Here is a 12,114-nt window from a genome sequence, read left to right as displayed (position 1 = left end):
TTAACGGTGACTCCTTCCAATAAGTTCTGTAATATGCTCAACACCTAGCTCATCTAACTTTGCTGGTAGCGCATCAATAATAGTTGGGCATACGAAATGATCCACAAAGTTTGCCGTACCAACCGCGACAGCTGAAGCACCTGCTGACATAAAGTCCACTACGTCTTGTGCGTTCATTACACCGCCCATCCCAATAATCGGAATATTTACATTTTTATATACTTCATAAACCATGCGAATCGCTACTGGTTTAACAGCTGGACCTGATAAACCGCCCGTACCGTTTGCAATAACTGGTTTTCCTGTTTTTTCGTGTAGACGCATACCAATAAGTGTATTAATCATCGTAATACCATCTGCACCACCTGCTTCTACCGCTTTTGCGATATCCACAATATTTGTTACGTTCGGCGAAAGTTTTACATATACTGGCACACTAGATACAGCTTTAACCGCCTCTACTAATTCACGCGCAGTCGCTGGATCTGTACCGAATTGAATGCCCCCACATTTAACGTTCGGGCATGAAATATTTAATTCTAACGCATGAACGTTCGGTGCTTTCGAAATACGCTCCGCTACTTCTACATAGTCTGCCACTTCAGTACCCGCAACGTTTGCGATAATTGGCACATCATACCCCTCTAAGAAAGAAAGTTCTTCTGCCATTACTTTTTCGATTCCTGGGTTTTGAAGCCCAATCGCATTTAACATACCCGCTGAAGTTTCTGCTACACGTGGCGTTGGATTCCCGCTACGTGTTTCTACTGTCGTCGCTTTAATCATAATTGCACCTAGCTTTGATAAATCATACAGTTGTGCATATTCACGACCGAAGCCAAAACAGCCTGACGCTGGCATAATCGGGTTCTTTAGTTCTAATCCTGGTAACGAAATATTGATACGGCTCATAGTGCCACAACTCCTTTCGGGAATACTGGCCCATCTGAGCATACTTTTACATAATCTTTTTCCACATTCTCTGTTGTGTTGCATACACAAGCGAAGCATGCACCAATTCCACAAGCCATACGTTCCTCAAAGGATAAATAGCCCGGTTTGTCTGGGAATTGTACTTCTAATGCTTTTAACATTGGCAGTGGTCCACATGAATAGAACACATCAAACTCAGGCTGTAACTCATCCAATAAATTTGTCACAAAGCCCTTTGTTCCTTTTGTTCCGTCCGCTGTAACATAATGTGTATCCCCTAAATGGCTAAACTGTTCTTCATAAAAGCAAACATTTTCTGATTGGAATCCTAATACATGAATTGTACGTACACCACGTGCATTTAATTGCTTAGCTAATTCATATAATGGGGGTACACCGATACCGCCTCCGACAAGCAATGCCGTACCGCCCTCTGGTACTGCATCAACCGGGAAGCCATTACCGATTGGCCCTAAAATATCTATCGTATCGCCTACTTGCTTTAACGATAAAATCTCAGTTCCACGACCCTCTGCACGATAGATCATCGTAAATTCATTTGTTTCCTTATTAATATTGGCAATACTAATTGGACGTCGTAATAGCGGTTCGAACATATCGGCTACGCGTACATGCACGAACTGCCCAGGAGTCATTTCCTGGACAAGCTCGCCTTGTACTGTAAGCTCAAAAATATTATGAGCAATTTTCGATTGCTGAACGACCGTCATTCGTTCTTGGCGAATCATATTAGTGTACTACCTCCGCTTTTGGCATTTCTTCAGCAGTGAATGTCATGGACTCGATTACACGTAGCATCGCTTCAGCAGTATCAAGTGATGTTAAACATGGTACACCGTTTTCTACTGACTCACGACGAATACGGAAGCCGTCACGCGCTGGTTGCTTGCCTTTTGTTAATGTGTTCACAACAAGTTGTGCTTCACCGTTTTGAATTACATCGATTAATGTTTTACCTTTTGCACCGATTTTTTCAACAACATCTGTACGTACACCTGCTGCTTCAAAGCTTCGTGCTGTACCTTCTGTTGCCATAATACGGTAGCCTACTGTTGAGAAGCGTTTTGCAATCGCAATTGCTTCTTCTTTATCTTTATCCGATACAGTAAATAACACGGTACCGTGCGTTTTAATTTCCATACCTGCTGCTACTAAGCCTTTGTAAAGTGCTTTTTCAAGAGTAGAATCTTTCCCCATTACCTCACCTGTTGACTTCATTTCAGGTCCTAATGTAATGTCAACACGGCGTAATTTTGCAAATGAGAACACTGGCACTTTTACGAATACGCCTGTTTGTTCTGGTGCTAAGCCTGGTTTGTAACCTTGCGCTACAATCGATTGACCAAGAATCGCTTTTGTTGCGATATTTGCCATCGGGATATTCGTAATTTTTGATAAGAACGGTACTGTACGAGAAGAGCGTGGGTTTACTTCGATTACATAAATTTCGCCTTCGCTCATTACATATTGAATGTTCATCAGACCAATGATGCCTAAGCCTTTTGCTAAACGCGTTGTATAGTCTACAAGCGTTTCTTTTTGTGCCTCTGTTAATTTTTGCGGTGGATATACAGAGATCGAGTCACCAGAGTGAACCCCTGCACGCTCAATGTGCTCCATAATACCTGGGATTAATACATTTTCACCATCACAGATTGCATCTACTTCAATTTCTTGCCCTGTTAAATAACGGTCAACTAATACTGGGTGATCTGGAGAAGCTTCTACCGCATGATCCATATAGTGTGCTAACTCGTCCATATTGTATACGATTTCCATTGCACGTCCGCCAAGTACGTATGATGGGCGTACTAATACTGGGAAGCCTAACTTTTCAGCGATTGCCATTGCGCCTTCTGCTGAAGTAGCTGTATCACCAGGAGGTTGTGGAATATCTAATTGTTGTAATGCTTGCTCGAACTTATCACGGTTTTCTGCACGGTCGATATCTTCTAATGTTGTACCTAGAATTTTCACGCCATTTGCTTCTAATTTATCCGCTAAGTTAATCGCCGTTTGACCACCGAATTGCACGACTACGCCAACTGGTTGCTCTAAATCGATGATGTGCATTACGTCCTCGATTGTTAATGGCTCGAAGTATAATTTATCTGAAATCGAGAAGTCAGTCGATACTGTCTCAGGATTTGAGTTAATAATAATCGCTTCATAGCCTGCTTCTTGAATTGCCCATACAGAGTGTACTGTCGCATAGTCAAACTCTACCCCTTGACCGATACGAATCGGACCAGAGCCTAGTACCACGACAGATGGCTTGTCAGATTTAATCGACTCATTTTCTTCTTCGTATGTGCCATAGAAGTATGGTGTTTGAGATTCGAACTCAGCTGCACATGTATCAACCATTTTATATACCGGAATGATGCCATGTTCTTTACGGAATGCATACACTGCTTCTTCCGTTGTTTCCCAAAGCTCTGCGATTTTACGATCCGCAAAGCCTAAACGTTTTGCTGTACGTAATACATCTTTATCGTTTTTATTTTCTGCAAGTGTCGCTTCCATATCGACGATTTTCTTTAATTTGTGTAAGAAGAATAAGTCGATTGCTGACCACTCGTGAATTTGCTCGATTGTTACACCACGGCGTAATGCTTCACCGATGAAGAATAAACGCTCGTCGCCTGCTTTACGAATACGTTTTTCAATCCAAGAATCTGTTAACTCTTCTGGGTGTTTCATTTCGATATGGTAGTGACCTGTTTCAAGTGAACGAACTGCTTTAAGCATCGCTTCCTCGAACGTACGGCCAAGTGCCATTACTTCACCCGTTGCTTTCATTTGTGTACCTAAGTTACGTTTTGCTGATTCGAATTTATCGAATGGCCAGCGCGGAATTTTCGCTACGATGTAGTCAAGTGCTGGCTCGAAGCAAGCAAATGTAGAGCCTGTAACTGGATTTTTAATTTCATCTAAAGTTAAACCGACAGCAATTTTGGCTGCTAATTTTGCAATTGGGTAACCTGTTGCTTTTGAAGCTAACGCTGATGAACGTGATACACGTGGGTTAACTTCGATTACATAGTATTGGAAGCTGTATGGATCAAGTGCTAATTGTACGTTACAGCCACCTTCAATTTTTAATGCACGGATAATATCTAAAGAGATATTACGCAGCATTTGATTTTCACGGTCAGATAATGTTTGTGTCGGTGCCACTACGATTGAGTCACCAGTATGAATACCAACTGGGTCAAAGTTTTCCATATTACATACAACGATCGCGTTGTCTGCTGAGTCACGCATTACTTCGTATTCGATCTCTTTATAACCAGCGATTGATTTTTCAAGTAAACACTGTGTTACAGGTGAATATTTTAAACCTGAAGTAACGATTTCCTCTAAGTCTTGGTCGTTGTAACAAATACCACCGCCAGTACCGCCAAGTGTAAATGCTGGACGTACGATTACTGGATAGCCGATACGTGCTACTAATGCTTTCGCTTCTTCCATGTTATGGATGATGTCTGACTCAGGTACTGGAGCACCTAATTCGTACATTAAGTTACGGAATAAATCGCGGTCCTCTGCTTTATGAATCGCATCTAATTTTGTCCCAAGAATTTCGATTCCTAGCTCATCTAAAATACCTGATTCATCTAACTCGATAGCCATATTTAAACCTGTTTGACCACCAAGTGTTGGTAGGATTGCATCTGGACGTTCTTTACGTAAGATACGTGACACAAACTCTAAAGAAATTGGTTCGATATATACTTTGTCAGCGATTTCTGTATCTGTCATAATTGTCGCTGGATTTGAGTTGATTAGGATAACACGGTAGCCTTCTTCTTTTAATGAAAGACACGCTTGTGTTCCTGCATAGTCAAACTCTGCTGCTTGACCGATTACGATTGGACCTGATCCGATTACTAAAATAGTGTTAATATCTGTACGTTTAGGCATGTTGTTTCTCCTTTGCTGCTTCATTTTCCATCATTTCAATAAATTCATCGAATAAGTGATTTGAATCTTCTGGACCTGGTGAAGCTTCTGGGTGATATTGAACTGTGAAGATTGGGTATTTTTTATGACGAACCCCTTCACAAGTACCGTCGTTTAATGCAATGTGTGTTAATTCTAAATCTGTATCTTTTAACGAATCGATATCGACTGCATAGCCATGGTTTTGAGACGTTAAATCTGTACGACCTGTGCGTAAATCTTTTACTGGGTGGTTCCCCCCGCGGTGACCGAATGGTAATTTGAATGATTTCGCACCACATGCTAATGAGAAGATTTGGTGACCTAAGCAAATTCCGAACATCGGTACTTTACCGATTAAGTTTTTCACTGTTTCAATACCTTCTGCTACGTCCGTTGGGTTACCAGGGCCATTTGATAACATAATGCCATCTGGATGCCACGCTAAAATTTGCTCTGCTGTTGTGTTATAAGGCACGACTAATACGTCACAGTCGCGTTTATTTAATTCTCGTAAAATCCCGTGCTTCATACCAAAATCAATTAATACAACGCGTTTCCCACGTCCTGGTGACGGATAGGCTGCTTTTGGTGTTACTTCTTTTACATGGTGTGTAATAAGCGGTGTCGCTTGTAATTGCGCTACTACTTCTTCCACATTTACGTCTGCATCTGCTTCCGTTAAAATCGCACGAACCGCACCTTTTGTACGGATAATACGCGTTAATTTGCGTGTATCAATTCCTTCGATACCAGGGATATCTTGTGCTTTTAGATAGTCGTTTAATGTCATATCTGAACGCCAATTCGATGGCTGATCAGCAAGCTCACGTACAACAAATCCACGGATAACTGGTGTAATCGATTCGAAATCATCACGGTTAATACCATAGTTCCCGATTAATGGATATGTTAGTGTAACAATTTGACCGTAGAATGATGGATCCGATAATGTTTCTTGGTAACCTGTCATTCCTGTTGTAAATACAACTTCACCTTGTGATGCTTTGTCACTACCGAATGCTGTACCGTGAAATACAGTACCGTCTTCTAAAATTAATAAACGCTTTTTCATTATTCTGCCTCCTGATATACGATATTGCCTTCAAAAATTGTTAGCACTGGCCAGCCTTGCGTCTTCCATCCTGTAAACGGTGTGTTACGTCCTTTTGACTTAAACTCTTCTGGATTAACTTCCATTTCTTTTTCAAGGTCGATAATCGCAAAGTCTGCCGAAGCCCCTACTTCAATTTTACCGTATGGTAAGTCGAAAATTTCTGCCGGTTTTGTTGCCATCCACTCAACAAGTTGCTTTAATGTCCATTTACCCGTTTTTACAAAATGTGTGTATAAAAGTGGGAATGCTGTTTCAAAGCCTACAATGCCGAATGGTGCACCAACCATACCGCAGCATTTTTCCTCTACTGTGTGTGGTGCATGGTCTGTTGCGATACAGTCGATTGTACCGTCAAGTAATGCCGCATGTAATGAATCTTGGTCGTCTTTCGCACGTAATGGCGGGTTCATTTTCCAGTTTGCATCGTCTGAAGGGATGTCCATTTCTTCAAGTAAAAGATGGTGTGGGCAAACTTCAGCTGTTACCTTAATGCCTGCTGCTTTTGCATCGCGTACCGCACGTACAGATTCTTTCGTTGATACGTGACATACGTGGTAGCGCGCACCTGCTGCTTCAGCTAGTAATACGTCGCGTGCAATTTGTACAGATTCACAAATCGATGGAATCCCCGGTAAACCAAGCTCTTTATTACGTTTCCCCTCATGCATCACACCTTCATAAATCAGTGAGTTATCTTCACAGTGTGCGACAACGATCGTATCTAAACGTGCAGCCTCTTTCATTTGTTCATACATTGTAGAGGCTAATTGAATACCTACACCATCATCTGAGAAAGCTACGGCACCATTTGCTTTTAGCTCTTCCATATTTGTGCGTTCTTCACCTGAAATATCTTTTGTTAGTGAGCCATATGGCAATACACGAACAAGGGCACTTTCCTTAATCAGACCATTAATTAACTGCATGTTTTCGACTGAATCTGGTACTGGCTTTGTGTTTGGCATCGCACAAATTGTTGTGAAACCGCCACGTGCTGCAGCTAAAGAGCCTGTTGCAATCGTTTCTTTATGTTCAAAACCTGGCTCACGAAGATGTACGTGTACATCTACAAAGCCTGGCGAAAGGAAGTTGCCTTGGCCATCGATTACTTGAATGACACCTTTTCCTTCTGGCATCACACCGCCAATTTCTGTTACTTTGCCGTCTTCAACTGTCACTGTTGCATCGATTAACTCACCTTGTTCATTTAACATTTTTACGTTTTGAATAAATGTCATTGTCATCTTATTATCGTCCCTTCAAAATCGTTTCTAGTATCGCCATACGTGCATATACACCATTCCGTACTTGCTGGAAAATACGAGAACGTTCACATTCTACTAATTCGTCTGCGATTTCTACATCGCGGTTCACTGGTGCTGGGTGCATAATAATGGCGCTTTTTTTCATGCGTTTTTCCCGTTCTACTGTTAAACCAAATTCCTCATGATAACTATCTTTTGAAAAGTTTTTACTTACCGCGTGTCGCTCATGTTGAATGCGAAGTAGCATCACAACATCACTATCTTCTAATACTTCCTCCCATGAGTGTACAGCTTCAAAATCGCCTGCCCATTCTTCTGGGCAAAGGAAACGAATATTCGCCCCTAGTCTTGTGAGCGCCACCGCATTTGATTTTGCTACTCGGCTATGTGAAATATCACCTACAATCGTAATATTTAAGCCTTCAAAATTGCCGAATTCTTTTTTGATTGTGTATAGGTCAAGTAAGCTTTGCGATGGATGTTGCCCTGCTCCGTCACCTGCATTAATGACAGCGCAATTAATACCTTCTAGCAGTTCATTGTAATATTCATCTTCTTTCGCACGAATCACGACGGCATCCATGCCAATCATTTCAAGTGTTTTTACTGTGTCATACATCGTTTCACCTTTTAATGCACTTGAAAACCCTGCATCAAACGGAATGACTGTACAGCCAATGCGGCGCTCTGCCATTTCAAAGCTTGTTTTTGTACGTGTACTTGGCTCGAAGAAAAGATTCGCCACATTATATGCTCGATCAAGCTGTGGCTGCTCGCCATTTTCAAACGCCTGTGCTCGTGCTAAAATGTGTAAAATTTCCTCATTTGATAAGTGTTCCATTGACAATAAATTTTTCATACATTGCGCCTCCGATTTGATTCGCTTACTTACTAGTATAGAACTATTTTGACTATTCTCGTTTGACAGATTAATGAAATATTTTTTACTCTTTTTCTAAAAAAACCTCACTATACAAGATAGCGAGGCTTTTAGGGTGTGACAAGCTAAGACATCGTTAACATACGTGCCCCAGTGTCTTTCCCCTTCCTTGCCTCTCTGGACAAATCTTAAAAGGTACTGCTATTTAATTATTCATGTTCGTACAAGTCTCCAGCACCTTTATCGCGCCCTGGTAAGATTAAGTTTAATGCTACACCAATTAATGCTGATAACGCCATACCACCGATGGTAAAATCGCCTAATACAATTTGTGCGTTGCCGATACCGATGATTAAAATAACTGATGCAATCACCATGTTGCGGTTATTTCCAAAATCCACACGACTTTCAACGAACATACGTAAACCGCTCGATGCAATGATCCCGAATAATAAAATCGAAATACCGCCGAGTACCGCTGTTGGGATTGTTGAAATTAATGCCATTACTTTCCCGAAAAATGCGATTAACATTGCGGCTACCGCTGCACCGAAGATAACATAGATGGAGTACACTCTTGTAATCGCTAATACCCCGATATTTTCACCATACGTTGTTTTCGGTGGACCACCGATTAACGCACTGACAAATGTTCCTAAGCCATCACCTAGTAATGAGCGATGAAGACCCGGATCTTTAATATAATTTCGTTCTACGACTTTCCCTAATACTAATTGGTGACCGATATGCTCCGAGATTGTCACGATGACTACTGGTAACATTGCCGCTAAAATTGTTGTTGTTACGTTCAATTCATAATCTACACCTGGTATTAAGAAGGTTGGCATAGCAAACCATGCTGCCTCTTTTACCGGCTCAAAGTTCACAATTCCGATGGCTACAGAGTAGATATATCCGATGATAAGCCCTAATAAAATCGGCATTGCGCTTAAAATATTTTTAAAATATACATTAAATACGATGGCTGCCAACAACGTGACAAGCGCTGCTGAGAAATGTTTAAAGCTATACATTTTTACATCCATCATTTGACCTGTTGCTTCATCTAACTGCTGAACCGTAATATTCATTGCCATGTCAACAGCTGTTCCTGCTAAGCCTAAGCCGATAACAATAATTACAGGTGCTACTACAATGGGTGGTAGTAAGGCCATTAACCATTTATAGCCTGTCTTCCAAATAACCAAAGCGACAATCCCGTAAATAATCCCGACGCCCATTGCGCCAATCATTGCGTTCCCTGGGTTAATGGCTACACCTGCGTTATCAAGCCCTGCTACGGTAATAATCGGCGTAATAAAGGCGAATGATGAGCCTAAGTATGCCGGCACTTTAAATTGTGTAATTAATAGGAAGATAATCGTTGCAATCCCACTCGTTAAAAGGGCAATCCCTGGATCAAGACCTACTAATTTTGGTACTAAAATAGTTGAACCAAACATGGCAAATAAATGTTGGAAACTTAATGTAATTAACTGTACAATACTTGGTTTTTCGTTGATATCTAATACTGGTTTTGTAGACATCGTTTGTTCCTCTTTTCTACTCTGCTTCTTTATGAATCGTCACGATATCCTGACCGTCAACTTCTTCTAAATTTACTACAATTCGCTCATGTCCGGCTGTCGGAATGTTTTTACCGACGTAATCAGCACGAATTGGTAGTTCCCGATGCCCTCTGTCCACTAAAACGGCTAATTGGATTTGAGAAGGTCTTCCTAAATCCATCACGGCATCTAGTGCTGCACGCACTGTACGTCCTGTATACAATACATCATCGACAAGTACAATTTTTTGATCGTTCACTTGATAGTCAATGTCGACTTGCTGTACTTGCGCTTGGTCGTTTACTTGCTTTGTCGATAAATCATCACGGTAAAGCGTAATATCTAGCTCACCCGTACGAATCGCTTTTCCTTCTATACTTTCAATTCGCTCTGCTAAGCGCTTCGCTAAAAATGCACCACGCGTCTTAATCCCAACTAAAATGACTTCATCAATCCCTTTATTGCGCTCGATGATTTCATGAGCAATACGCGTAATGGCTCTGTTCATTGATGGCCCATCTAATAGCTCTGTTATATGTGCCATAGTGATTCTCCTTTCATTGATATATTTGTTATGGTATGTTGTGCTTCAACGAAAATAAAAAACCCTCTAGTCACCTAGAGGGTTGGAAAGTGCATGTTGAAATAAACGCATCCGAAAAATCTGCACACAGATATCCCGATGGCTCTCACATTATACCTTCTCAGCCTCTCTGGACTGCCATTAAAGGTGACATTATTTAAATTAATTTGTGATGTCCGGCTCGCTCTCGTCAAGCTCGTTTTTTTCACTGTTGTCAGTATATGCTTCTTTATATAGCCTGTCAACAAAACAATCAAAGGTCAGACAACTAAAACAAAATGTTCTATAAGCGTGAATTGTCTGTTAATTTAACACGCTATTTTCCAGATATTATTTCTCCTTTCGGAAGCCTTTCATTGTACAAAAATACAAAAAGGAACTACCATTTCGGCAGTCCCTTCATGTCATATCATTTTCTAAGCTCCGCTAATAAATCGACAAAATCCTGTGGCAGTGGTGCTTCGAACTCTAGGTATTCACCTGTTACGGGCTGTATAAAGCCTAACACTCCCGCATGTAACACCTGTCCACCAAAGTCGATTGTTTTCTTCGGTCCATATTTTGGATCGCCAACTAATGGGAAACCGATATAATTCATGTGTATACGAATTTGGTGTGTACGCCCTGTTTCTAAACGGCATTCTACTAGTGTATAATCGCCAAAGCGTTCAAGCACTTGGAAATGCGTCACGGCATGCTTACCACCGTCCACAATCGCTTGCTTTTGACGGTCTTTAGGGTCACGTGCAATTGGGGCATCAATTGTTCCTTTATCGTGCGCAATATGACCATGTACAAGTGCTGTATATTTACGAGTTACCGTTTTCTCTACTAGCTGATTCACTAACCCTTCATGTGCCACATCATTTTTGGCAACCATAAGTAAACCCGTTGTATCTTTATCGATACGGTGCACGATACCTGGGCGCATTACCCCATTAATACCCGATAAATCTTTACAGTGGTACATTAAGCCGTTAACAAGTGTTCCCGTTGTATGACCCGGTGCCGGATGCACGACCATGCCTCGTGGCTTATTCACTACTAATACATCCTTATCCTCATACACGATTTCTAACTGTAAATCTTCTGCTACAATTTCTAACGGCTCTGCTTCTGGTACCTCAATGTCAATAACATCGCCTGCTTTGACTTTATATTTTGCTTTCACTTCCGTACCGTTTACTTTAATGCGATTTTCATCAATCCAATTTCCGATTTGCGAGCGTGACCATTCTGATTGCAAGCTCGATAATGCTTTATCTAGACGCTCTCCTGCATATTGTTCTTCCATTGTATATGTTACGTTCATTTTTTCACCTTTTTCTTTTCTACTCGATCTTCGATCAAAATTGCAATTAATAACATGACGACAGCAATTGTTAATGCGGCATCCGCAATATTAAAAATTGGGAAATGGTAGTTAATCACTGGAATCAATACATCCACAAAATCGACCACTTCGCCTAAAAATAAACGGTCAATAAAGTTCCCAATTGCCCCACCTAACAGCAGCATTAAACTCACTTGGAAAAATGGTTTTCCCTTTGCCTCCGTATGATAAAAATAAATAATCGCGATAATAACGCCGATCGTCACAATCGTAAAGAGCCACATTTGCCCTTGTAGCATGCCCCATGCTGCGCCGCGATTTCGATGCGAAAGCAAACCAAACCACGGATCCCAAATAGCAATTCGCTCACCAAGCTCCATATTTTTAACAACCATCCACTTTGTTAGTTGGTCGAGTAAAATGACAATGATGGCAATTCCATAAAACCTTTTCACCTAGACGCCCCCTA

General features: G+C 41.2%; 10 protein-coding genes. All 10 read right to left on the bottom strand.

The window, feature by feature from the left end:
• Positions 1–912 carry a dihydroorotate dehydrogenase gene (locus ACQQ2I_RS04685; RefSeq protein ID WP_431029416.1) on the bottom strand — a complete coding sequence of 304 codons (912 nt, stop codon included), beginning with the start codon at positions 910–912 and terminating at the stop codon, positions 1–3.
• Positions 909–1,682 carry a dihydroorotate dehydrogenase electron transfer subunit gene (locus ACQQ2I_RS04680; protein WP_431029415.1) on the bottom strand — a complete coding sequence of 258 codons (774 nt, stop codon included), beginning with the start codon at positions 1,680–1,682 and terminating at the stop codon, positions 909–911. The genes ACQQ2I_RS04685 and ACQQ2I_RS04680 overlap by 4 nt, the downstream gene beginning before the upstream one ends.
• A gap of 1 nt (position 1,683) precedes the next feature.
• Positions 1,684–4,881 carry a carbamoyl-phosphate synthase large subunit gene (gene carB / locus ACQQ2I_RS04675; protein WP_431029414.1) on the bottom strand — a complete coding sequence of 1,066 codons (3,198 nt, stop codon included), beginning with the start codon at positions 4,879–4,881 and terminating at the stop codon, positions 1,684–1,686.
• Positions 4,874–5,974: a carbamoyl phosphate synthase small subunit gene (locus ACQQ2I_RS04670; protein ID WP_431029413.1), complete on the bottom strand. Its 1,101-nt coding sequence runs from the start codon at positions 5,972–5,974 to the stop codon at positions 4,874–4,876. Before ACQQ2I_RS04670 ends, carB begins: the two co-directional genes overlap by 8 nt.
• Positions 5,974–7,254, bottom strand: a complete 1,281-nt coding sequence (locus ACQQ2I_RS04665) for a dihydroorotase (RefSeq protein WP_431030453.1) — start codon at positions 7,252–7,254, stop codon at positions 5,974–5,976. The genes ACQQ2I_RS04670 and ACQQ2I_RS04665 overlap by 1 nt, the downstream gene beginning before the upstream one ends.
• A gap of 10 nt (positions 7,255–7,264) precedes the next feature.
• On the bottom strand, positions 7,265–8,140 hold the full coding sequence (locus ACQQ2I_RS04660; RefSeq protein WP_431029412.1) for an aspartate carbamoyltransferase catalytic subunit: 876 nt from the start codon (positions 8,138–8,140) through the stop codon (positions 7,265–7,267).
• A 230-nt stretch (positions 8,141–8,370) separates the two neighbouring features.
• The gene (locus ACQQ2I_RS04655) at positions 8,371–9,708 is read right to left on the bottom strand and encodes a solute carrier family 23 protein (RefSeq protein ID WP_431029411.1); all 1,338 of its coding nucleotides are present in this window, start codon (positions 9,706–9,708) and stop codon (positions 8,371–8,373) included.
• Positions 9,709–9,724: 16 nt separating this feature from the next.
• A complete protein-coding gene (gene pyrR / locus ACQQ2I_RS04650; protein ID WP_391366352.1) occupies positions 9,725–10,273 on the bottom strand; it encodes a bifunctional pyr operon transcriptional regulator/uracil phosphoribosyltransferase PyrR in 549 nt (182 codons plus the stop codon).
• Positions 10,274–10,721: 448 nt separating this feature from the next.
• A complete protein-coding gene (locus ACQQ2I_RS04645) occupies positions 10,722–11,624 on the bottom strand; it encodes an RluA family pseudouridine synthase (protein ID WP_431029410.1) in 903 nt (300 codons plus the stop codon).
• Positions 11,621–12,100, bottom strand: a complete 480-nt coding sequence (lspA, locus tag ACQQ2I_RS04640) for a signal peptidase II (RefSeq protein ID WP_431029409.1) — start codon at positions 12,098–12,100, stop codon at positions 11,621–11,623. The genes ACQQ2I_RS04645 and lspA overlap by 4 nt, the downstream gene beginning before the upstream one ends.
• Positions 12,101–12,114: the final 14 nt, after the last annotated feature.

It is taken from the genome of Lysinibacillus sp. LZ02 (genome assembly GCF_050613145.1).
GTDB lineage: Bacteria > Bacillota > Bacilli > Bacillales_A > Planococcaceae > Lysinibacillus_B.
The sequence above is the reverse complement of the archived record's forward strand: the minus strand, read 5'-3'. Positions and strand labels throughout refer to the sequence as shown.